The following is a 22,334-nucleotide window of genomic DNA, read 5'->3' as shown; positions in this document are numbered from 1 at the left end:
TTTTTCGAATCAACCGGCGATTATAGAGAGGCCCTCCGCCCAAAGGACGCAAGGCCGCTCTCCGTCCGTCGCGCGAAAGCCTCAGCCCTTGCTGCCCGGGGTGGCCCAGCCGCCGCCGAGTGTCTTGTAGAGCGTGACCTGGTTCTGCAGCTGCAGCAGGCGCGTGGTGACCGCCGATTGCTGCGCCGTGTAGAGCGAGCGCTGCGCATCGAGCAGGTCGAGCGCGCTGGCAATGCCGTTGCGGTAGCGCATGTCCGAGAGCCTGAAGCGCACGGCCTCGGCATCGGCCTGCGCGCGCTGCGCACGCACCTGCTCGCCCAGCGTGGCGCGGCCGGCCAGGGCATCGGCCACTTCGCGGAACGCGGTCTGGATCGACTTCTCGTACTGGGCCACGGCAATCTCGCGCCCGGCCTTGGCCGAGTCGAGCGTGGCCCGGTTGCGGCCCGCGTCGAAGATCGGCAGCGTGACCGACGGCGCGAACGACCAGGCCTTGGAGCCGCTGTCGAACAGGCCCGAGAACTCGCTGCTCGCGGTGCCCAGCGTGGTGGTCAGCGAGACGCGCGGGAAGAAGTTCGCGCGTGCCGCGCCGATGTTGGCGTTGGCCGCAATCAGCTGCTGCTCGGCGGCGCGGATGTCGGGCCGCTCGGCCAGCAGGTCGGAGGGCAGGCCCGCCGGCACGTCGGGCATCGGCTTGACGCTGTCCAGCCCCTTGATGCCGCCCGCGGTGGCGTCGGCCGGAACCGGCGCGCCCAGCAGCAGGGCGAGCGCGTTCTCGTCCTGCATGCGCGTGCGCTGCTGCTGCGCATACGAGGCGCGCGCGGTTTCGGCCAGCGAGTTCGCGGCCTGGAAGTCGAGCTCGGACGACACGCCGTTGTCGAAGCGCATCTTGGTCAGGCGCACCGATTCCTCGCGCGTGACCAGCGTCTGGCGCGTGAGTTCGAGCAGCTCGTCGTCGGCAATCAGCGTGAGCCAGCCGGTGGCCACCGCCGCGATCAGGCTCACCTGCGCGGCCTTGCGCGATTCCTCGGTGGCCAGGTACTGCGCCAGCGCCTGGTCCTTCAGCGCGCGGATGCGGCCGAAGAAGTCGATTTCCCAGGCGGTGACGCCCAGGTTGACGCTGTACTGCGACGACACGCTGCCCGCGCTGCTGTCGAAGGCCTGGTACGGGTTGGGGCTCGAGCGCGAGCCGCTGCCCGTGAGGCCCAGCGCCGGGAACAGCGCCGAGCGCTCGATCTGGAACTGCGCGCGCGCCTGCTCGATGTTGAGCACCGACACGCGCAGGTCGCGGTTGTTCGCGAGCGCGGTGCGGATCAGGCCGTTCAGCCGTGCATCGGTGAAGAAGTCTTCCCAGGCCACGGCCGCCGCGGCCTGGCCGGCCGGCTGCGCCGGGTCGCCCGGGTAGGTGGTGGGCACCGGCGCCGCCGGGCGCTCGTAGGTCGGAATCAGCGAGCAGCCGGCCAGCAGCATTGCCGCGGCCAAGGCTGTGGGAATCAGTTTCTTAGTCATGTGCTTTTTCTTCCGTGATGCCGGCTGCTTCCGCGTGCCGCTTGTCGGCTTCATGCTGGCGCGCACTGCCCTTGAACAGGCTGCGCACCACCACGAAGAACACCGGCACGAAGATCACGGCCAGCGCCGTGCCCGTCACCATGCCGCCGAGCACGCCCGTGCCGATGGCGCGCTGGCTGGCCGAACCGGCCCCCGAGGCGAGCACCAGCGGCACCACGCCCAGGCCGAAGGCCAGCGAGGTCATGATGATCGGGCGGAACCGCAGGTGGGCCGCGGCCAGCGCCGATTCGATGATGCCCTTGCCCTGCGCCTGCAGGTCCTTCGCGAACTCGATGATCAGAATCGCGTTCTTCGCCGAGAGGCCGATGATGGTGATCAGCCCCACCTGGAAGTACACGTCGTTCGAGTAGGCGCGCAGCATCGTCGCCAGCAGCACACCCAGCACGCCCAGCGGCACCACCAGGATCACCGACAGCGGAATCGACCAGCTCTCGTACAGCGCGGCCAGGCACAGGAACACCGCCAGGATCGCGAAGCCGTACAGGATGATGGCCTGCGAACCCGCGAGCTTTTCTTCGCGCGACTGGCCCGTCCATTCGAAGCCGAAGCCCTGCGGCAGCTGCCCGGCGAGCTTTTCCATCTCGGCCATGGCGGCGCCCGTGCTGAAGCCCGCGGCGGCGTCGCCGCTGATGCGGATTGCGGGATAGCCGTTGTAGCGCACCGTCTGCGTGGCGCCCTTGACCCACTTGGTGGTCGCAAAGGCCGACAGCGGCACCGGCTGGCCCTTCGTGTTGCTGGCGTTCAGCTTGAGCAGGTCGTCGGGCTGCATGCGTGCCGGCGCATCGGCCTGCACCACCACGCGCTGCAGGCGGCCGCGGTTCGGGAAGTCGTTGATGTAGCTCGAACCCAGGCCCGTCGACAGCGTGGCGTTGATCGCGTCGAAGGTCACGCCCAGGGCGTTGGCCTTGTCGCGGTCGATGTCGATCTGCAGCTGCGGCGCGTCTTCCAGGCCGTCGGGGCGAACCTGCGACAGGATCTTGCTCTGCCCGGCCATGCCCAGCAGCTGGTTGCGCGCGTTGATCAGCGCCTCGTGGCCCGCGCCCGCGCGGTCCTGCAGCCGGAAGCTGAAGCCGCTGGCATTGCCCAGTTCAGGAATGGGCGGCGGGCTCAGCGGGTAGATGAACGCGTCGCGGATGCCCGAGAGCGCACCGAAGGCGCGGCCCGCCAGGGCGCTGGCCGAATGGGCCGGGTCCTTGCGCTCTTCCCAGTCCTTCAGCGTCACGAAGGCAAGGCCCGCGTTCTGCCCCTGGCCCGAGAAGCTGAAGCCCATCACGCCCACCATGCTCTGCACTTCGGGCTGCTTCAGGATGAAGCCCTCGACCTGCTGCATGACCGACAGTGCGCGCTCCTGCGTCGCGCCCGGGGGCAGCTGCACATTCACGATGATGTTGCCCTGGTCTTCCGCCGGCAGGAACGAACTCGGCAGCCGCAGGTAGGTGAACACCACCGCGCCGATGATCGCCAGGTAGATGATCAGGTAGCGCGCGGCGCGACGCAGGATGCGCGCGACCACGCTTTCATAGCCCTTGGCCGTGCGCGTGAAGCCGCGGTTGAACCAGCCGAAGAAGCCGGTCTTCTCATGGTGGTGGCCGGCTTCCACGGGCTTGAGCAACGTGGCGCACAGCGCCGGCGTGAGCGACAGCGCCATGAAGGCCGAGAAGGCGATCGAGGTCACCATCACCGCCGAGAACTGGCGGTAGATGTTGCCCGTGGAGCCCGCGAAGAACGCCAGCGGCACGAACACCGAGATCAGCACCACGGTCACGCCGATGATGGCGCCCGAAATCTGCTTCATGGCCTTGCGCGTGGCTTCGAGCGGCGACAGCCCCTCTTCGCTCATGATGCGCTCGACGTTCTCCACCACCACGATGGCGTCGTCCACCACGATGCCGATCACCAGCACCATGCCGAACATGGTCAGCACGTTGATCGAGAAGCCCATTGCGAGCAGCATGGCGAAGGTGCCCAAGAGCGCAATCGGCACCACGATGGTCGGGATGATCGTGTAGCGCCAGTTCTGCAGGAACAGGAACATCACCACGAACACCAGCGCAATGGCTTCCAGCAGCGTCTTGACCACTTCGGTGATGGAGATCTGCACGAAGCGCGAGCTGTCGTACGGAATGTCCCACTTCACGCCCTGCGGGAAGAAGCGCTGGAGCTCCGCCATCTTGGCGCGGATCGCCTTGGCCGACTGCAGCGCGTTGCCGTTGGGCGTGGGCTGCACGCCAATACCCACTGCCGGCACGCCGTTCAGGCGCGCCGACGTGGCATACGACTGGCCGCCGAGTTCCACCCGCGCCACGTCCTTCAGCCGCACGGTCGAGCCGTCGGTGTTGGCGCGCAGCACGATGTTCTGGAACTGCTCCACGTTGGCGAGCTGGCCGTTCACCACCACCGTGGCCGCAATGGCCTGGCCGGGGATGTTGGGCAGGTCGCCGAGGGTGCCCGAGGACACCTGGGCGTTCTGCGCGCGAATCGCGTTGTTCACGTCCGTGGCCGACAGGTTGAAGCCCTGCAGCTTGTTCGGATCGATCCAGATGCGCATCGCGTTTTCAGAGCCGAACAGCTGGGCCTGGCCCACGCCGACCACGCGCTGCAGTTCGGGCACCACGTTGCGCGCGGCATAGTCGCCGAGCGCCACCGGGTCGAACTGCGGATTGTCCGAGGACAGCATCACGAACATCAGGAAGTTGTTGCGCGACTTGTCCACGCGCACACCCTGCTGCGTCACGGCGGCCGGCAGGCGCGGCGTGGCGCGGGAGAGCCGGTTCTGCACGTCCACCTGCGCCAGGTCGGGGTTGGTGCCGGCCTCGAAGCTGATGGTGATGGTGCCGGTGCCGTCGGCCTGGGCCACCGATTCCATGTAGATCAGGCCCGGCGAGCCGTTCATCTCGCGCTCGACGACGGACAGCACGCTGTCCTCCAGCGTCTGGGCCGAGGCGCCGGGGTAGGCGACGTTGATCACGATGGCCGGCGGTGCCACCGGCGGGTACTGCGAGATCGGCAGCTGGGTAATTGCCACACCGCCCATCACCAGGATGAACAGCGCGATCACCCAGGCGAAGATCGGTCGGTCGATAAAGAATTTGGCCATGCGGGCGCGCTCCTGATTACTTCTTCTCGGCCGTGGCAGGCGCCGGACCGCTCGCTGGCGCCGCCGCGGCAGACGCCGCCGGCGCTGCCGGTTGTGCCGCGCCGTTGGGCGCGGGCTTCTTCCATGGCACCGCCTTCACCGGCGTGCCGGGCGGCATCATCTGCAGCTTCTGGAAGCCGTCGACCATCACCTGCTCGCCGGCCTTCAGGCCATCGAGCACCACCCACTGGTTGTCCTTGGCGGCGCTGATCTTCACCGTGCGCTGGCTGATCTTGCCGTCGGCGCTCACCACCGACACCGTGTCGCCCTGCTGCGTGCGCGTGACGGCCTGCTGGGGAATCGTGATGGCGTTGCTGGCCTGCGCCTGCTCCAGCCTCACGCGCACGTACAGGCCGGGCAGCAGCTCGCCCTTCGGGTTGGGCACCTCGGCGCGCAGCGTGACCTGGCCGGTGGTCGAATCCACCGTCAGGTCGGAGAACAGCAGCTTGCCGGGCAGCGCGTAGTCGGTGCCGTCTTCCAGCACCACGTTCACGCTGGCCGCTTCTTCGCCGCTGGCGCGCTTGTACTGGCCGGCAGCCAGTGCGCGGCGCAGCTTCAGCACGTCGGACGCCGATTGCGTGAAGTTCACGTACACCGGGTTGATCTGCTGCACCACGGCCAGCTCGGTGGCGTCGCCCTGGCCCACCAGCGCGCCCTCGGTCACCAGCGCGCGGCCGATGCGGCCCGAAATGGGCGAGGTCACGTCGGCGTAGCCCAGGTTGATCTTGGCCGTCTGCACCGCGGCGCGGCCCGCGGCCACGTCGGCCTCGGCCGTCTTTTGCGAGGCCACGGCCGTCGCGTATTCCTGCTTGCTCACCGCATTGGCCTCGACCAGCGGCTTGTAGCGGTCGGCCAGTGCCTTCGCCTGCACGGCGTTGGCCTCGGCGCGCGCCAGCGTGGCCCGCGCGTTCTGCGCGGCGGCCACCAGCGGTGCCGGGTCGATGCGGAACAGCAGCTGGCCGGCCTTCACGTCGCTGCCTTCGCGGAATTCGCGCTTCAGCAGGATGCCCGAGGCGCGGGCGCGAACCTGCGCCACGCGCGAGGCTTCGAGCCGGCCCGGCAGTTCGGTGACCAGGCCCACGTCGGTGGGCGTGGCGACCACCACGCCCACCTCGGGTGCGGGCCGGGCGCCGCCGCCGGCCGCGCCACCCGGGCCGGCCGGCGCATCGCCCTTGGAACAGGCCGCGAGCACCAACACCACAGCAGCGGCCACGATCGCGAGGCGCGGCGAGAACGACGATTGACGCGAAACATGCAGGAGAGGCATGCGAATCCTTTGAAGCAAAGACGGGAGATGGCGCGTTCGCGGAGCGAACACAGAAAGCCAGCATAAACAGCCGGGCCATCGGGGAAGCCCGGTAGTTTACATACATTCATGGATGTATAGTGACAGTATCGAATGGCCCTACGCATCGGAAAGGGCTTGGCTTTACAAATTGGGAGACTGGGTGGCACGTCGTACGAAGGAAGAGGCACTGGCCACGCGGAATCGGTTGCTCGATGCCGCGGAGCTGCTGTTTCAGGCGCAAGGCGTCTCGCAGACCTCGCTGCAGCAGATTGCGCAGCAGGCCGGGGCCACGCGCGGCGCCATCTATTGGCACTTCAAGGACAAGGCCGACCTCTTCAACGCGATGATGGAGCGCGTCATCCTCCCGCTGGAGGCCGGCCCCAGGGCCGCCGCCGCGGCGGCGGGCATCGACGACGACCCGCTGGCCGAGATCGAGGAGGGCATGGTGCATGCCCTGACCCTCATGACCACCGACCCCCAGGTGCGCCGCGTGTTCGACGTGGCCACCCACAAGGTCGAATACACGCACGACATGGCCTCGGTGCAGCAGCGCCACCTGGATGCGCGCAACGCCTGCGTGAGCGATTTCGAAAAAGCCCTGCACCTGGCCGCGCGGCGCGACCACATCAGGCTGCCCGTGCCCGGCGACGTGGCGGCCCAGGGCCTGCACGCCTTGCTGAGCGGGCTCATCCAGAACTGGCTGCTCGACCCCACCGCCTTCGAGCTGGTGTCCGCCGGCCGGCGCACCTTCCGCGTTTACCTGGCCGGGCTGGGCTTTGTGCGGAACTCGCCGGCGGGCATCGGGAACGAAGCCGAAGAAATCGCCGCCTGATGGGCGATAATGCGAGGCTCCGGTTCTGCCGGAGCCCAGATTTCTCGCTGTATTTCAACGGATAGAATTCGGCCCTCCGAAGGCTGAGATCCAGGTTCGATTCCTGGCGGCGGGACCAGATAGCAAGCCGGACACTTTCAAAGGTGTCCGGCTTTTTTTGTTTTCTCCTCTGGGGAATGTGGTTCTGTTGCCCGATTGGTACCGAGGAAACTTGACTCAATCCGATGGTGGTTGGGGTGCCGATGAGGTAGGGGGCTCGGCCGATTCCTCCCCATCTTCTGGCGCGGTGTCGGATGCCGAGCACCAGGAGGCGCATCGAGTTCGAGACCTGGAGACGCAACGATGGCGAAGGGATCTCACAAGCGGTCGGGCGATGAGTTGGGTTTTCTTGTCGAGCATGTCTCGGGCCTCAGGGCCACGGAGAAGATGGCACACAGCGAACGCGCCGTCGAGAAGCAGGCCGACGAGTTCGCCAAATTCTTCTATGGCCAGGACCATCGCGACTTCGGTGAAATCCGCGCAAGGCAGATCGTGCTCGAAGAGGCTCGGTTCGACGAGGTTCCGCGTCACGCGGTGTGGACGCTCGGCTCCAGGCTTCGGTGTCTGCGGCTGACAAAGGAAAGTACCGCAACCGCGTCGAGCCACGCGCTGAAGCTCATGGAGCTTGGCGGGAAACTGATCCGCGGCAGCTTGAGGAATGACGAGCACGCGGAGCTGCTGATCTCCGCATTCGTGCAAGGCGTGGCCCTGGGGCTCTACCGGCTGGCGAAGATCGACATCTCCACCGTGTTGGAGGGCGTGGGTTTCTGGCGACGCTGCGAGCTGGCCAGCATCCACCAGGTAGGCGTTGATCGCGGCCAGCGGATTCGTGCGCAGGGTGATCGAAAGCCGAGTTGGTAGCTCGTCTGCGGCGCAGGCCAACGACCCGTCCTCAATCAAGTACCCCTGCGCTCATAGCCAACTCCTTCCGCCACTGATCCAGCAGCCGGGCATCCAGCCGGCCAGAAGAAGACGCGCCGCAACACTGCGTTACATTGGTGCCCAAAGAGGTGGAGGTGACGTATGGCGGGATGGTTGAGCACGCTGAAGAAAGAACTCACAGGCGAGACCGGCGAGGTGGCCCATGCGCCCCAGCGGGCGTGGTCGCCTCAGGTATTCGAGGACATCGAGTGGCGCCGCTTCGAGGCGTTGTGCGAAACGCTGTTTGGGCAGGCCGGCGTACGTACGGAGAGCCAGTCTCATGGCGCGGACGGCGGCGTCGACATCTGGCTTTATTCGGCACACAGCCCGAAGCCAATGATCGTTCAATGCAAGCACTGGCGCCGCAAGCCAGTCGGCGTCCAGCAGTTGCGCGAGTTCTTCGGTGTGCTCAAGGCCAACGACCTGCAGTACGGCACCTTCGCCACAAGCTCGACATTCACTGACGACGCGTTGGTCTTCGCCAAGGCCAATGGCATCAACGCACAAGATCAATCAGGTCTGCTGCGCCTCATTGGCACGCGCACGCCCGAGCAGCAGCAGGCACTGCTCGCAGTTGCCTACGAAGGCGAGTACTGGAAACCGACCTGCGTGAACTGCGGCGTGAAGATGGCGGAGAGAAAGCCCAAGGAGGGCGGCACACCGTTCTGGGGCTGCATGAACTACGGCAAGACGCGTTGCCGCTTCAAGCTCTACACGGTGTCCGCTCGGTAGCTGAATGACAGGGCTCGCATTGCGCGAGCGAGGTGGCTTCTGACCTGCCCGCCTATCCTTTCCCCCCCTTGCGCCGCCCCGCCCGCACAGGCACCTCATCCACGATGAGCTGCGACGCCTCCACGTCCTTCCACAGCTGGTCGCGCCGCGCCAGCGCCTGCGACACCGCCTCGTGCCGCAGCTGGGCCACGGCGGACACCAGCGCATTGCAGACAAAGAACGCCGCGGTGTAGGAATCGAACGGCGATGCGTTGGACGTGCGCACCTGCACCCGGTGGTGGGCCAGCGCGGCCAGCGGCGCGGTGGCGCTGTCGGTGATGGCCAGCACCTGCGCGCCCGCTTCTCGAAAGCGCCGCGCCACGTTCACCGGCCCGCTGGAATAGCGGCGGATGCTGAAGGCCAGCAGGGCGTCTTCGGGCTGGATCCACAGCAGCTGGTCGGTGGCGGTGACTGCGCCCGCGCCCAGCTCGTGCACGCCGGGGCGGCACATGTTGAGGTGCAGGGCCAGCCAGGCGGCCACGGGCGCGCTGTTGATCTGCGCCAGCACGAAGAGGCGACCCTTGCCTTTGGCAATGCGCGTGGCCATGGCCTCGAACGCCGCCATGTCCAGGCCGTCACGGGTGGCGGTGATGTTGTGCTGGTCGTGCAGCAGGGCGTCGTCCACGCACTGCTGCAGGCTGCGCTGCGTGCCGATGGTCACGGGGGCGCGCTGCCCGGCCGTCTGCAGCAGCGCGGTCACTTCCGCGCGCGCTTCGCGCTGCGCCTCGGCATAGCTCGCGTAGCCCAGCTTGGCGAACAGCCGCACCACGGTGGAGGCGCTGGTGCCGTTGTGCGCGGCCAGGGCGGTGGCGGATTCCAGCAATGCGTGCGGATAGTCGCGCCCCAGGGCCTCGGCCAGGGCGCGTTCGCTGGCCGTCAGCTCGCGGCCCTGGCGGGCCAGGCGCTCGGTGAGCAAGCCTGTCGATTCTTGCAATGATAATTTCATTGATGCCTCTTTTATGAAAAAAGTATTGCAAACACCGGCAACGCGTGCAACACTGCGGCCCAAATTTCACCCCGGCGCCGCGGGGTTCATGGAAGGACGAAGATGCAGGATACCCTTGAAGAGAGCCGCTCGCAGCTGCGAGCCCGCCTCCTGGACTGGCTGGCCGGCCAGGGGCAGGCCATGCAAGATCTGTTGCAGAAAGTGGTCGACATCGACAGCGGCAGCCGCAACGAAGCGGGCGTGACCGCCGTGGCCACGGCGCTGCGCGAGCGCCTGGAGGCGGCCGGCGTGGCCGTGCAGTTCGAGCCCGTGCCGGGCTATGGCGTGCTGCTGCATGCCCAGGTGCCCGGGCCCGCCGAGGGCGCGCCCATCCTGCTCATGGGGCACATGGACACCGTGTACCCGGCCGGCACCGCGGCACGCCGGCCCTTCCGCGTGGAAGACGGGCGCGCCTACGGTCCCGGCGTGGCCGACATGAAGTCGGGCCTGGTGATGAACGTGTTCGTGGCCGAGGCCTTCGCGCGCTGCGGCGGGCTGAAGGCGCCGCTGCAGCTGTTCTTCTCGTGCGACGAAGAGATCGGCTCGGCCGCCACGCGCGACCGCATCATGGCCAAGGCGCGCGGCGCGCGGGCGGTGCTGAACGCCGAGCCGGGCCGCGTCAGCGGCAATCTCGTCACCAGCCGCAAGGGCTCGATGGTGGTGGAGTTCGAGGTCGAGGGCGTCGCCGCCCATGCGGGCATCAACCACGCGGCCGGCGCCAGTGCCATCGAGGCGCTGGCCCGCAAGATCCTCGCGCTGCATGCGCTGACCGATCCGGCCACGGGCGTGACCGCCAACGTGGGCGTGGTGCACGGCGGCATCGTGCCCAACATGGTGGCGCCGCATGCCAAGGCCGAGCTGGACATGCGCTTCACGTCGGAAACGGACCCGGACGAACTGCTCGCGAAGGTGCGCGGCATCGTCGAGGAAGAGTCCGTGCCGCGCACCAAGGGGCGCGTGACCGGATCGCGACGCACCATGCCCATGAAGCCCACGCCCGACGAGCTGCTGGCGCTCTACCAGCACGGTGCCCGGGCCCTGGGCTTCGAGGTGCAGGGAGAGTTCACGGGCGGCGCGGCCGACAGCGGCCTGACCGCCTCGGTGGGCGCGCCCACGCTGTGCGGCACCGGCCCCGTGGGCGGGCACGCGCACACCGAGCGCGAGTACTGCGAGCTCGCCACCTTCGTGCCGCGCGCCCAGGCCGTGGCGCTGGCCATCCTGGACCACCCCTGATTCTTTTGCCTTCGAGAGCCGATTCCATGCACCCCACACAACCCACTCGTCGCCACATCCTCAACGCCGGCCTGGGCCTTGGCCTCGCGGGCCTGGCGCCGCTGGCGGCACACGCCGACGACAAGTTCCCCTCGCGCCCCATCACGCTCGTGGTGCCGTTCCCTCCGGGCGGGTCGGTGGACATCATGGCGCGCCAGTATTCGGAGCCGCTGTCGAGCGCGCTGGGCGTGCCCATCGTGGTGGAGAACCGCGCCGGTGCGGGCGGCTCGGTGGCGTCGCAGATGGTGGCGCGCGCCAAGCCCGACGGCTACACGCTGGTGGTGTCGTCGCAGAGCAGTCACCTGGCCAACCCGCTCACGCAGCCCAAGGTGGGCTATGACCCCATCAAGGATTTCGAGAACATCGCCATCCTGGGCCGCCAGCCCAATGCGCTGGTGGTGCATTCGAGCCTGCCCATCAAGAGCTTCAAGGAGTTCATCGACTACGCGAAGAAGAACCCCGGCAAGCTCAACTACGGCAGCGGCGGCGTGGGCAGCATGGGCCAGCTCAACGTGGAGATGCTCAAGGCCGCCACGGGCGTGTTCACCACGCACATCCCCTACCGCGGCGGCACGCCGCTGATCACGGCCGTGCTGGCCAACGAGGTGCAGTTCATTCTCGACAACCTGGTCATCATGCTGCCGCACGTGCAGGCCGGCAGGGTGCGCGCGCTCGCCGTGGCGGCCGACAAGCGCCTGCCGCAGCTGCCCGACGTGCCCACCATGGCCGAAGTGGGCTACCCCCAGCTCAACCTCACGTCGTGGACGGGGCTGGCCGCCCCGGGCGGCACGCCGGACGCCATCGTGCAGACGCTGTACAAGGCCGTGCGCCAGGTGGCCACGTCGCCGGCCATGCAGGCCAGCCTCAAGGAGCGCGGCGTGATCGCGCCCGAGGAAATGACGCCTGCCGCCTTCGAGAAGATGATGTCCGAGCGCCTCGTCAAGTTTGGCGAGGTGGTGCGCAAGGCGGGGATCACGGCCGAGTAGCCAGCAAGCCCGCGAGCCGGGGGCGCGGCGCTACGCGTCGAGCGCTCCCGCGTGCGCCCCGCGCCACCTGAAGCAGGCCTCGCGCACCTCGTCGACCAGCGCCGCCAGCGGCTTCGGCGCCGCGCTCCCTTCGGCGCGCTGGATCACGAAGCGCGCGGGCGGCAGCGGCGGCAGAAAGCTGCCCGGCGGAATGGAGCGCAGGATGGGCGGCATGCCCGAGGGCGTCAGCACGGTGATCGCCAGGCCGGCGGCCGCGGCGGCCACCAATGCGCCCGAGCCCTGCGCGGTCAGCACGACCTGCCAGTTCGTCGTTCCGTGCCCGGCCAACGAGGCAAGCGCGGCTTCGCGGAACGGACAGGGCTCCGAGAGAAAAGCCAGCGGGGCGGGCGCGTCGGGGTCGAGCAGCGCCTTTGTCGAAAAAGCCCAGACCAGCGGCTCCATCCAGAGCGTTTCGGTGTCGCTTCCGGCGTCGCAGACCGTTCCGACCATCAGGTCGAGCGAGCGCTGCCGCACCTGTTTGGCCAGCACCGTGCTGATGCCGCAGGTGATTTCCACATGCACGTCGGGCCTGCGCTGGCGAAAGCCCGCGAGCGCGGCGAACAGCCATCCGCTAGGGAACCCCTCCGAGCATCCGAGGCGCAGCGTGGCCGGCGCATGACGGGGCGCCGCGAGCCTGGAGACCGCCTGCTGCTGCAGGTTGAGGATGCTCCTGGCATAGCTCAGCAGCACGCTGCCCTGGGCTGTGAGCTGCAGCGACCGGGTGGTGCGGTCGAAGACGCGGCAGCCCAGCTGCTCTTCGAGCCGCCGGATCTGCGCGCTCACGGCCGATTGCGTCAGGTGCATGGCGTCGGCCGCCCGGGTCACGCTGCCGTGGTCGGCCACCGAGACGAAGGCGCGCAGCTGTTGGGAGTCGAGCATGGGTTTCAGTGAAGTTTGTTCTGAATGGCTGCAAATTATGTTGCTTGTGTGCAGGGTCTGTGCTGCCTAGCCTCGGCGTTCCGAACCACTCACCCCCGCACGCCATGAAAGAACTGCTTTACATCGAGACCTCGCCCAGGAAGACGCGTTCCGCCAGCATCGAAGTGGCCGGCGCCTTCATCGACGAAGTGACGCGCATCCACCCGGCCTGCCATGTCACCACCCTGAACCCGTGGACCATGCAGCTGCCCGAGCTGTCGCAGGACATGCTCGACGCCAAGTACGCCGGCATCAACGGCGTGCCGTTGAGCGACGCCCAGCAAACGGCCTGGGACGAGGTGCGTCGCGTCGCCGCGCCTTTTCACGCCGCGGACCACATCGTGCTGGCGATGCCGCTGTGGAACTTCGGCATTCCCTACAAGCTGAAGCACCTGATCGACGTGGTGTCGCACAAGGACGTGCTGTTCCGCTTCGACGCCTCGGGTCTCTCGGGCATGCTCCAGACCCGGCGGGCGACGGTGGTGTGCGCGAGGGGCCTGGACTACCCGCTGGGAAAAGACGGCTCCGCGCACGCGCTCGACTTCCAGCTGCCCTACATCGAGACCTGGCTGCGCTTCATCGGCGTGCGCGAGGTGCGCTCCGTGGTGGTCGAGAAGACGCTGATGGGGCCGGAAGTCGATGCCGATGCGAGAGCCGAGGCCAGGCGCCGCGCTGTGGAGCTTGCCGAGGGGCTCTGAGGGGCTCTGGGCGGCCGGTTGCAGGGCCATGCGGACCCTGACACCATGGCCGCATGACCACCTACCAACTCCACTACTGGCCCACCATCCAGGGCCGCGGGGAATTCGTGCGGCTCGCGCTCGAGGCGGCCGGTGCGGACTATGTCGACGTGGCGCGGCTGCCCGAATCGAAGGGCGGCGGGGAGTCCGCACTGGGCGACCGGCTCGACGACCCCGACATCGTCCGCCCCTCCTTCGCGCCGCCGTTCCTGATCGACGGCGACATCGTCGTGGGACAGACCGCGGCCATCCTGCTGTACCTCGGGCCGCGGCTGGGCCTCGCGGGCGTCGGCGAATCCGACGGCCTGTGGACGCACCAGCTGCAGCTCACCATCGCCGACGTGGTGGCCGAGGCGCACGACACGCACCACCCGATTTCCACCGGCGCCTACTACGAGGACCAGCGCGATGCGGCCGTGCAGCGCGCGCGGGCCTTCCGCGAGGAGCGGATTCCCAAGTTCCTGAACTGGTTCGAGCGCGTGCTGCGGCGCAACCCCGCGGGGTCGTCGCACCTGGTGGGTGATGTGCTGACCTATGCCGACCTGTCGCTGTTCCAGCTGGTCGAAGGCCTGCGCTATGCGTTCCCGAAGGCCGCGGCCCGGGCGCTGGCCGCCACGCCGGCGGTCGAGAAGCTGCACGACAACGTCCGGCGCCGCCAGCGCGTGCACGACTACCTGCAAAGCCCGCGCCGCATCGCGTTCAACGAGTACGGGATCTTCAGGCGCTATGCGGAGCTGGATGGCTGAGGGTCACGCGGGCTTGCCGCTCGCGCCGACGAACGGAATCGCGTGCTCGACGGTGTCCCAGATGAAGCGGCCCGAGGGACTCTGCTGCTCCTCGACGATGTGCGCCACCAGCCCCGCGGCGCGCGAGATCACGGCGAAGCCGCGCATCACCCCGGTGGGCACGCCGATCTCGCCCAGCAGCGCGGCCACCGCGCCGGTCGCGTTGATGGTGATGGGGCGCCCGGCCATGGCATCCACCGCGGCGGACAGGCGCTCCAGCGCCCGCACCTTGTGGCCGGCCAGTTCGGGCTCGGCGCGCGCCATGTCGAGCAGCTTGTAGGCGCGCGGGTCCACGGGCTTGTGCAGGTGGTGGCCGAAGCCGGGCACCGGGCTCCTGAGACCTTTGTAGTGGCGCGCGATCTCCATCGCCTCGGCATCCGGGTCGGCGGCGGCGCCGATGCGGTCGAGCAGCCCGGCGCAGTTCTCCATGGTGCCCACGAACGAACTGCCCACCGCCAGCAGCCCGGCCGAGACGGCGCCCTGCAGGTTCTCGGGCGCGCTCATGTAGATCAGGCGCGTGGCAATGGCGCTGGGCGTGAGGCCGTGCTCCATCAGCACCACCAGCACCGCATCGGTGATGCGCAGGTCCACGCCGCGCGGCGTGCGGTTCAGGATCTGCATCAGCATCACCTCGGTGAAGGTCTTCTTGCCGAGCAGGTCTTCGACCAGGTCGGCCTCGCGGTAGTGCAGGCTGGTGAGCGTGTGGGTGCACAGGCGGGTGACGGGCGTTCCGGAGGTGGAAGTCATGGCGTGGTCTCTTTCGTTCAGGATGTGGCGGTGGCCGCCGTGGCGAGTTCGCGCACGGCGCTCTTGAGCACCTTGCCCACGGGTGAGCGCGGCAGGGCCTCGTGGAAATGGATGTGCTTGGGCGTCTGCACGGGGCCCAGGCGCTCGCGCACGAAGGCGATCAGCTCGGCCTCGGTGGCGTGGCGGCCGGGGCGCAGCTGCACGGCGGCCTGCACCGCCTCGCCCCACTTGTCGTCGGGGACGCCGAACACGGCGCACTCGTGCACGGCCGGGTGCTGGCCCAGCGCGTTCTCCACGTCCACCGGGTACACGTTGAAGCCGCCCGTGATGACCATGTCCTTCAGGCGGTCCTTCAGGTAGAGGTAGCCGCGCTCGTCGATCAGGCCCCGGTCGCCGGTGTGCAGCCAGCCGTCCACCAGCGTCTCGGCGGTCTTTTCGGGCAGGCGCCAGTAGCCGGTCATCAGCAGGTCGCCGCGCGCCACCACTTCGCCCACTTCGCCAGCGGGCAGCAGCCGGCCGTCCGGCGCCATGATGGCCACGTCGCTGAACCAGGCGGTGCGGCCCACGGCGGCCCAGTTGCGCTCGTCCTCGAAGTCCTCGGGAAGCATCACGGTGAGGATCTGGGGTGCCTCGGTCTGGCCGTACGTGGTGCCCAGCACCGGGCCGAAGAATGCGCGCACCTCGCGGATCTTTTCCGAAGGCATCGGCGCGCCGCCATAGATCAGCCGGCGCAGGCGCGGGAAGTCGGCGCGCGATGCGCCCGGCAGCGCCATCAGCATGTAGACCAGCGTGGGCGGCATGAAGCAGGTCGTGCCGCCGCGCTCGCGGAAGGCCGTGCGCACGGCCTCGGCGCCGGCCGCGGGCAGCACCACGTGGCAGCCGCCCTGCGCGAGGATGGGCAGCACGTAGGTCGACGTGCCGTGCGTGATCGGCGCCGCCACGACATAGCGCTCGTGCGCGTCGAAGCCCCAGGCGTGGATCTGGTTGGCGATGTTGGCCAGCCATGCGCGGTATGGCTGCATCACGCCCTTGGGCGCGCCGGTGGTGCCGCCGGTGAACTTGATCGCCTGCGTGGCGTCCGGCGGCAGCGCGAATGATGGGCGCGGTGCGCCCGCGTGCCGGGCCGCCAGCGCCGCGATGGTGGCTTCGTGCTGCGGCGCCGTGCCGGTATGGATGCGCGCGCCGGGCGCACCGTCGAGCAGTTCGGCGCAGGCGCCGTCGAGCACGAGGATCGAGGGTTCGGTGGCATCGACGATGCGGCGGATCTCCGGCCGCGTGCTCTGCGGATTCAGCGGCACCCAGACCTTGCCGCAGGCCAGCACCGCGAGCAGCGCGGCGATGTGCTCCGCGCTGTTCTTCGCGCAGATGGCCACGCGGCTTTGCGGCGCGGGGTCGAGTGCGACCAGCGCGGCCGCCAGCGCCGCCACCTGGGCGGCCAGCGCCTCGTAGCGGAGGGTGCCCTCGGGGGCGTCGATGGCAATGTTGTCGGGCCAGCGCGCCGCGGCGCGCCAGAAGAAGTCGATGGGAAACATGGGTCGGTGTGCTCCTGTACGGGCTCTCTTGTCGTCGTCACTCGGCCTTGGCGCCGGACGCCTTCACCACGTCGCGCCAGCGCGTGATCTCGGCCGCGGCAAAGCTGCGCATCTGCTCGGGCGTGCCGGGTTCGGGCGAAGCGGCCAGGTCCTGCAGGCGCTGGCGCACGTCGGGCGCGGCCAGCACCTTGCCGAGCGCGGCATTCAGGCGGTCGATCACGGGGCGCGGCGTGCCGGCGGGGGCCGCCAGGCCGAACCACGACTGCACGTCGAAGCCCGGATAGCCCGACTCGGCCAGCGTGGGCACGTCGGGCAGCAGCGGCGAACGCCGGGCGCTGGTGATCGCGAGCGCGCGCAGGCGCCCGCCTTGCACGTGCGGCAGGGCCGACGGCGTGTTGTCGAACATCGACTGCACCTGGCCGCCCAGCAGGTCGGTGACCGCGGGCGCGCTGCCGCGGTAGGGCACGTGCAGCATGTTGAGCCCGGCCTGCATCTTGAACATCTCGCCCGACAGGTGGATGGAGGAACCGCTGCCGGACGACGCGAAGGTGATGCCCTCCTTCGACTCCTTGGCGAAGCGCACGTACTCGGCGACGTTCTTCACGGGCAGCGACGGATTCACCACGAGGATGTTGGGGATCTTCGCGATCAGGCCGATGGGCTCGAAGTCCTTGACCGGGTCGTAGCCCAGCTTGCCGTAGAGCGAGGCGTTGATGGTGTTCGCGATGGTGTAGACGTAGAGCGTGTAGCCGTCGGCGGGCGCGCGGGCGACGTACTCGGCGCCCACGTTGCTGTTGGCGCCCGTGCGGTTGTCCACCAGCATGGGCTGGCCGAGCTGCTCGCCCAGCTTGATGGCGACGAGGCGCGCGATCACGTCGGTGGCGCCGCCGGCGGCGTAGCCGACCACGAGCTTCACGGGCTTGGACGGCCAGGGGGCGCCGGGCTGCGCCTGCAGCGGCAGCGCGGCGCTGCAGGCGAGGGCGGCGGCAAACGCCAGCCACTGCCGGCGGGGTGCGGAATACGAGGTCACTTCTTGTCTCCAGTTGGTATGCAATGCCTGTCGCGGGCCGCGTCCTGCCGTGCTGCGGCACACTGCGCGATGGCTCCGTCGACCGAGAAATTCTTCCGCATGCCTTCCCGAACCGTGAACAAGAACGTCCGCCAGCCGGACGTTTCGGCCGGCGCCGTGGCCGCGCGCACCCCCGGCACCGAGCCCGGCGACGACCCCGGCAGCCGCACGCTGCGGCGCGGCCTGCAGCTGCTGGACGCCGTGCTGGCCAGCGGCCGCGAAGGCCTGCGCGTGGTCGACCTGTGCCGCGCGGCGGGGCTGGAGCGCGCCACGGTCCACCGCCTGCTGGCCACGCTGGTGGAGAGCGGCTATGCCGCGCAGCGCGGGCGCTTTCGCTATGTGGCGGGGCCGCGGCTTGCGGCCATGGCACAACCCGCCGGCATGCCCAACATGGCGATGCGACTGCGTCCGGTGCTGGAACGCGTGAGCGCGGCCTGCGGCGATGCGGCTTTCGCCATCGTGCGCGAAGGCCCCGCGTCGCACTGCATCGCACGCCATGTGGGCACGCATCCGGTACAGATCCTGGTGATCCAGGTGGGCACGCGCCAGCCGCTCGGCGTGGGCGCGGCGGGCCTGGCGCTGCTGTCGGCGTTGCCCGATGACGAGGTGAATGCCGCCGTCGCCGCCAATGCGCTCGTCCTGGGCCGCTACGGCGGCATGACGCCCGAGCGCATGGCGCTCCTGGTGCGCGCGACGCGCGAGCGCGGCTGGTCGGTCATCGGCAACCATGCCACCGACGGGGTGCTGGCGGTGGGCATGGCGGTGCGCAGCAGCGAAGGCGAGCCCGTGGCCGCGATCAGCGTGGCATCGACGCTGGATCGCATGCCGCGCGAGCGCCAGCAGCTGATCGCGCGCTGGATGCGCGAGGCGCTGGCCGCGCTGCTGCCGGGCGGGCTGTGAGCCTGGCGGCTATGCGCCGCTCTCGTCTTCCTCGTTGCCGTCGTCATTTCGAATGCGCAGCGCCGTTTCATACAGCGCATTGCGCGGCGCGCCGCTGATCTCGGCCGCGAGCCGCACCGCGGTCTTCACGGGCAGCTCGGCCAGCAGCAGGCGCAACACGCGTTCGCCTTCGGCACCGTCGTCGGCGGCCGCGGCCACCGGGTGCAGCACCAGCGCGAATTCGCCGCGCGTGCGGTCGCGGCCGGCGGCGAACCAGCCCGGCAGCTCCGCGGCGGCGACGGTCGCGATCTCCTCGAATTGCTTGGTGAGTTCGCGGCCGACGGTGATGCGGCGCTCGCCCAGCGTCGCGAGGGCGCGCGCCACGGCCTCGATGCGGTGCGGCGCTTCCAGCAGCACCACCGCGCGCCGCTCCTGCGCGAGCGCCTGCACGGCCGCGTCGCGCTCGCCGGCCTTCGTCGGCAGGAAGCCCGCGAACACGAAGGCGCTGCTCTCGTCGCCCGCCGCCACGAGGCCGGCGGCGCCGACCAGCGTGGTGACGCTGCTTGCGCCCGGCAGCGGCAGCACGCGCTGGCCGGCGGCGCGCACGGCCGCGACCAGCCGCGCGCCCGGGTCGCTCACGCCGGGCGTGCCGGCGTCGCTCACGTAGGCGATGCGCTCGCCCTGCGCGAGCCGCGCGACCACGGCCTGGGCGGCCTCGGCCTCGTTGTGCTGGTGCACGGCCAGCAGCTGGGCATTCGGCCGGTCGATGCCGTAGGCGCGCAGCAGGCTCTGCGTGTGGCGCGTGTCCTCGCAGGCGATGGCGTCCACCAGCTGCAGCACATGCAGCGCGCGCAGCGTGATGTCGGCCAGGTTGCCGATGGGCGTGGCCACCACGTAGAGCGTGCCCTGCGGATAATGCTGTGCACCCGAGGCATCGCGCGCGGCCGCCAGGGCGGCGCCGAAGGAAGCGGGTGCGAGTGAAGCCAAGGGGTTTCTCCGTAGGAACAAAAAAGAAAGCCGGCAGGGAGCCAGCATGAAGACCATCACGACCAGGCATCGCGGCGATGCGGCGGAAGACGCCGCGCTCGACCACCTTCAATGCGCCGGCCTGGCGCTGGTTGCGCGCAATTATCGAACGCCCGGACGCGGCGGCGGCGAGATCGACCTGATCATGCGCGATCCGCGCGACGCCACGCTGGTGTTCGTGGAGGTGCGGCAGCGCAGCAGCGGCACGCATGGCGGCGCCGGCGGCAGCATCACGGGCGTCAAGCAGCGGCGCATCGTGTTCGCGGCGCGCCACTACCTGAACGGCCTGCGCACGCATGCCGCCATGCCGTTTCGACGTGGTGCTGGTCGAGGAGCGCATCACCTGGCTGCAGGGCGCATTCGACGCGGGCGGGAACTGAAAGCGCGCCGCAGGCTCCACCCATACATCGAACGCAAACGTCTTGTTTCATCGCCCCCCGGTATCATCGCGCCCCATGCTCGAGCAACGGATTCAGCAACACTTCATCGATAGCGCCGACCTCAAGTACCAGGCCGGCCCAGTCCTCAGCAAACCCATTTCGCAGGCAATGCAGGCCATCCTGGCGTGCGTGACCAGCGGCGGCAAGGTGCTGGCCTGCGGTGCGGGCGTCTCGGGCCTGCTGGCGGCGCAGTTCGCGGCGCAGTTCGTCGGCCGCTTCGAGCGCGAGCGCCCCGAGCTGGGCGCCATCGCGCTGCCCGGCGACACCACCGACCCGGCGGCCGACAGCGCCAACGCCATCGACGCCGACCGCTTCGCCCGCCAGGTGCGCGCGCTCGGCCAGGCCGGCGACGTGCTGCTGGCGCTCAGCGCCAGCGGACAGTCCGCGGCGGTGCTGGCCGCGGTCATGGCGGCGCACGAGCGCGACATGACGGTGGTGGCGCTGCTCGGCAACGCCAGCGCCGGCCAGCCGGCATCGCCCGGCGTGGGCAGCAGCGGAACCGGCGGCGCGATCGGACGCGCACTGCGCGAAACGGATGTCCAGATCGGCGTGTCGCATGAACGTGCGGCGCGTATCCACGAAGTCCACCTGCTTGCACTGCACTGCCTGTGCGACGGCGTGGATGCCCAGTTACTCGGAGAACAGGAAGCTTCCACATGACAACGACACCGTTCCAACGCCTCGCCATTGCTCTTGCCTCGGGGACCGTGCTGGTTGCCGGGCTTTCGGCCTGCGTGCCGCTCGTGGTCGGAGGGGCCGCGGCGGTGGGCGTGGGCATGGTGGCGACCGATCGCCGCAGCTCCGGCGCCCAACTCGACGACCAGGGCATCGAGCTGCGCGCGGCCGCCCGTGTGCGCGAGATCGCCAACGACAACATGTACGTGAGCGTCACCAGTTTCAACCGCCAGGTGCTGCTGACGGGCGCCGTGGGCAGCGAGGCCGACCGCCGCCGCGTCGAGGAGGTGGTGCAGCGCGTGGACAACGTGCGCTCGGTGGTCAACGAGCTCACCATCGGCCAGTCCAGCACCTTCCAGGAACGCTCGAACGACGTGTTCATCAGCGGCAAGGTCAAGGCCTCGCTGCTCGACGCCAAGGACATCTTCGCCAATTCGTTCAAGGTGGTGACCGAACGCGGCGTGGTCTACCTGATGGGCATCGCGACGCGCCGCGAAACCGACCGCGCGACGGAAATCGCGCGCGGCATCTCGGGCGTGCAGAAGGTGGTGCGCGTGGTCGAGGTGGTGAGCGAGGCCGAGCTGGCCAGCCAGGCGCAGCGCGGCGGCACGGGGGCACCCGCCCCTGCACCCGCGCCGTCGTCGGCACCCGGGACTTCTTCTTCGTCGCGCGTACCGCTGCCGCCGATGGAGCCGCTGCCGCCGGCCCAGCCCGGCGGCGCGACGACCACGCCGGTGCGCTGATCCCGCAAAACAAAGCCCGCTTGCGCGGGCTTTGTTTTTACTTGAGCCGGATGATCAGGCTCGACGTGTCCCAGCGCCGGCCGCCGGCCTGCTGCACGTCGGCATAGAACTGGTCGACCAGCGCCGTCACGGGCAGGCGCGCGCCGTTGCGCTTGGCCTCGTCGAGCACCAGGCCCAGGTCCTTGCGCATCCAGTCGACGGCAAAGCCGTAGTCGAACTTGCCGTCGATCATGGTCTTGCCGCGGTTGTCCATCTGCCAGCTCTGGGCGGCGCCCTTGCCGATCACCTCGAGCACCAGCTTCATGTCGAGGCCGGCGCGCTGGCCGAAGGCAATGGCTTCGGAGAGGCCCTGCACCAGGCCCGCGATGGCGATCTGGTTCACCATTTTTGCCAGCTGGCCGGCGCCGCTTGCGCCCAGCAGCGTGACGGCGCGCGCAAAGGCGTCCATCACCGGCTTGACGCGCTCGAAGCTCGCCTTGTCGCCGCCGCACATCACGGTGAGCGCGCCGTTCTGCGCGCCGGCCTGGCCGCCGGACACCGGCGCGTCGATGAACTGCAGTCCGGTCGACGCCGCCGCATTCGACAGCTCGCGCGCCACGTCGGCCGAAGCGGTGGTGTGGTCGACGAGCACGCTGCCCTTCTTCATGCCGGCGAAGGCGCCGTTCGGGCCCAGCACCACGGCGCGCAGGTCGTCGTCGTTGCCCACGCAGCTGAAGACGATGTCGGCGCCCGCAGCCGCTTCGCGCGGGGTGGCGGCATGGCGGCCGGGCGCGCCGAACTCGGCGACCCAGGCCTCGGCCTTGGCCGGTGTGCGGTTGTAGACCGTGACCTTGTGGCCGGCCTTGGCCAGGTGCCCGGCCATCGGGCCGCCCATGACGCCAAGGCCCAGGAAGGCCACCGTCTGGGAGGGGGTGGATTCGTAGGTTCGGGGATTGATGCTGCTCATGG

The 22,334-nt window shown here is 69.3% G+C and carries 20 protein-coding genes, 1 tRNA gene and 1 pseudogene; 12 read left to right on the top strand and 10 right to left on the bottom strand.

Annotated features, from left to right (window positions below):
* Window positions 1-81: 81 nt before the first annotated feature.
* From VAPA_RS24560 to VAPA_RS24550, 3 genes are read right to left on the bottom strand one after another with little or no spacing between them, the layout of a single operon-like run.
* Complete coding sequence (locus VAPA_RS24560; protein ID WP_021012707.1) at window positions 82-1,506, bottom strand: efflux transporter outer membrane subunit; 1,425 nt, start codon at window positions 1,504-1,506, stop codon at window positions 82-84.
* Entirely contained in the window at window positions 1,499-4,663 is a 3,165-nt protein-coding gene (locus tag VAPA_RS24555) for an efflux RND transporter permease subunit (RefSeq protein ID WP_021012706.1), read from the bottom strand. Before VAPA_RS24555 ends, VAPA_RS24560 begins: the two co-directional genes overlap by 8 nt.
* Before the next feature lie 16 nt (window positions 4,664-4,679).
* Window positions 4,680-5,969: an efflux RND transporter periplasmic adaptor subunit gene (locus tag VAPA_RS24550; protein WP_021012705.1), complete on the bottom strand. Its 1,290-nt coding sequence runs from the start codon at window positions 5,967-5,969 to the stop codon at window positions 4,680-4,682.
* A gap of 181 nt (window positions 5,970-6,150) precedes the next feature.
* Between VAPA_RS24550 and VAPA_RS24545 the strand changes: the two genes are divergently transcribed.
* The 4 genes from VAPA_RS24545 (at window position 6,151) to VAPA_RS24530 (ending at window position 8,514) form a co-directional block, all read left to right on the top strand.
* A complete protein-coding gene (locus tag VAPA_RS24545; protein ID WP_021012704.1) occupies window positions 6,151-6,822 on the top strand; it encodes a TetR family transcriptional regulator in 672 nt (223 codons plus the stop codon).
* A 43-nt stretch (window positions 6,823-6,865) separates the two neighbouring features.
* Window positions 6,866-6,940 (top strand) — tRNA-Arg (locus VAPA_RS24540).
* A 224-nt stretch (window positions 6,941-7,164) separates the two neighbouring features.
* A complete protein-coding gene (locus tag VAPA_RS24535) occupies window positions 7,165-7,722 on the top strand; it encodes a hypothetical protein (protein ID WP_021012703.1) in 558 nt (185 codons plus the stop codon).
* Between the two features lie 174 nt (window positions 7,723-7,896).
* Complete coding sequence (locus VAPA_RS24530; protein ID WP_230558929.1) at window positions 7,897-8,514, top strand: restriction endonuclease; 618 nt, start codon at window positions 7,897-7,899, stop codon at window positions 8,512-8,514.
* 52 nt (window positions 8,515-8,566) lie between these two features.
* Here the strand turns inward: VAPA_RS24530 and VAPA_RS24525 are convergent, their stop codons facing one another.
* The gene (locus VAPA_RS24525; protein WP_021012701.1) at window positions 8,567-9,499 is read right to left on the bottom strand and encodes a MurR/RpiR family transcriptional regulator; all 933 of its coding nucleotides are present in this window, start codon (window positions 9,497-9,499) and stop codon (window positions 8,567-8,569) included.
* A gap of 102 nt (window positions 9,500-9,601) precedes the next feature.
* On the opposite strand from VAPA_RS24525, the gene VAPA_RS24520 reads away from it, so the two are divergent.
* Both VAPA_RS24520 and VAPA_RS24515 read left to right on the top strand, forming a co-directional pair.
* The gene (locus VAPA_RS24520) at window positions 9,602-10,771 is read left to right on the top strand and encodes a M20 family metallopeptidase (protein WP_021012700.1); all 1,170 of its coding nucleotides are present in this window, start codon (window positions 9,602-9,604) and stop codon (window positions 10,769-10,771) included.
* Between the two features lie 26 nt (window positions 10,772-10,797).
* Window positions 10,798-11,796 (top strand): Bug family tripartite tricarboxylate transporter substrate binding protein, encoded by a 999-nt coding sequence (locus VAPA_RS24515; RefSeq protein ID WP_021012699.1) that lies wholly within the window; start codon window positions 10,798-10,800, stop codon window positions 11,794-11,796.
* A gap of 30 nt (window positions 11,797-11,826) precedes the next feature.
* On the opposite strand, the gene VAPA_RS24510 is transcribed toward VAPA_RS24515, so the two are convergent.
* A complete protein-coding gene (locus VAPA_RS24510; protein ID WP_021012698.1) occupies window positions 11,827-12,714 on the bottom strand; it encodes a LysR family transcriptional regulator in 888 nt (295 codons plus the stop codon).
* Window positions 12,715-12,818: 104 nt separating this feature from the next.
* On the opposite strand from VAPA_RS24510, the gene VAPA_RS24505 reads away from it, so the two are divergent.
* Complete coding sequence (locus VAPA_RS24505; RefSeq protein ID WP_021012697.1) at window positions 12,819-13,451, top strand: FMN-dependent NADH-azoreductase; 633 nt, start codon at window positions 12,819-12,821, stop codon at window positions 13,449-13,451.
* A gap of 53 nt (window positions 13,452-13,504) precedes the next feature.
* The gene (locus tag VAPA_RS24500) at window positions 13,505-14,236 is read left to right on the top strand and encodes a glutathione S-transferase (protein ID WP_021012696.1); all 732 of its coding nucleotides are present in this window, start codon (window positions 13,505-13,507) and stop codon (window positions 14,234-14,236) included.
* A 3-nt stretch (window positions 14,237-14,239) separates the two neighbouring features.
* Here VAPA_RS24500 and VAPA_RS24495 read toward each other — a convergent pair whose 3' ends face one another.
* From VAPA_RS24495 to VAPA_RS24485, 3 genes are read right to left on the bottom strand one after another with little or no spacing between them, the layout of a single operon-like run.
* The gene (locus VAPA_RS24495; protein ID WP_021012695.1) at window positions 14,240-15,022 is read right to left on the bottom strand and encodes a citryl-CoA lyase; all 783 of its coding nucleotides are present in this window, start codon (window positions 15,020-15,022) and stop codon (window positions 14,240-14,242) included.
* Window positions 15,023-15,039: 17 nt separating this feature from the next.
* Entirely contained in the window at window positions 15,040-16,554 is a 1,515-nt protein-coding gene (locus tag VAPA_RS24490; RefSeq protein ID WP_021012694.1) for a class I adenylate-forming enzyme family protein, read from the bottom strand.
* A gap of 37 nt (window positions 16,555-16,591) precedes the next feature.
* Entirely contained in the window at window positions 16,592-17,584 is a 993-nt protein-coding gene (locus VAPA_RS24485; protein ID WP_021012693.1) for a tripartite tricarboxylate transporter substrate binding protein, read from the bottom strand.
* 99 nt (window positions 17,585-17,683) lie between these two features.
* Between VAPA_RS24485 and VAPA_RS24480 the strand changes: the two genes are divergently transcribed.
* Window positions 17,684-18,523, top strand: coding sequence for an IclR family transcriptional regulator (locus tag VAPA_RS24480; protein WP_021012692.1), 840 nt, complete (start codon window positions 17,684-17,686; stop codon window positions 18,521-18,523).
* Window positions 18,524-18,532: 9 nt separating this feature from the next.
* On the opposite strand, the gene rsmI is transcribed toward VAPA_RS24480, so the two are convergent.
* Window positions 18,533-19,489 (bottom strand): 16S rRNA (cytidine(1402)-2'-O)-methyltransferase, encoded by a 957-nt coding sequence (gene rsmI, locus VAPA_RS24475; RefSeq protein WP_021012691.1) that lies wholly within the window; start codon window positions 19,487-19,489, stop codon window positions 18,533-18,535.
* A 46-nt stretch (window positions 19,490-19,535) separates the two neighbouring features.
* Here rsmI and VAPA_RS24470 point away from each other — a divergent pair.
* The 3 genes and pseudogenes from VAPA_RS24470 (at window position 19,536) to VAPA_RS24460 (ending at window position 21,386) form a co-directional block, all read left to right on the top strand.
* A pseudogene (locus tag VAPA_RS24470) lies at window positions 19,536-19,908 on the top strand (YraN family protein).
* A 75-nt stretch (window positions 19,909-19,983) separates the two neighbouring features.
* Window positions 19,984-20,628 (top strand): SIS domain-containing protein, encoded by a 645-nt coding sequence (locus VAPA_RS24465; protein WP_041946232.1) that lies wholly within the window; start codon window positions 19,984-19,986, stop codon window positions 20,626-20,628.
* Window positions 20,625-21,386, top strand: a complete 762-nt coding sequence (locus VAPA_RS24460) for a BON domain-containing protein (protein WP_021012688.1) — start codon at window positions 20,625-20,627, stop codon at window positions 21,384-21,386. The genes VAPA_RS24465 and VAPA_RS24460 overlap by 4 nt, the downstream gene beginning before the upstream one ends.
* A gap of 37 nt (window positions 21,387-21,423) precedes the next feature.
* On the opposite strand, the gene VAPA_RS24455 is transcribed toward VAPA_RS24460, so the two are convergent.
* Window positions 21,424-22,332, bottom strand: a complete 909-nt coding sequence (locus VAPA_RS24455; RefSeq protein ID WP_021012687.1) for an NAD(P)-dependent oxidoreductase — start codon at window positions 22,330-22,332, stop codon at window positions 21,424-21,426.
* Window positions 22,333-22,334 lie beyond the last annotated feature (2 nt).

It is taken from the genome of Variovorax paradoxus B4, from assembly GCF_000463015.1.
Lineage (GTDB): Bacteria > Pseudomonadota > Gammaproteobacteria > Burkholderiales > Burkholderiaceae_C > Variovorax > Variovorax paradoxus_E.
The sequence above is the reverse complement of the archived record's forward strand: the minus strand, read 5'-3'. Positions and strand labels throughout refer to the sequence as shown.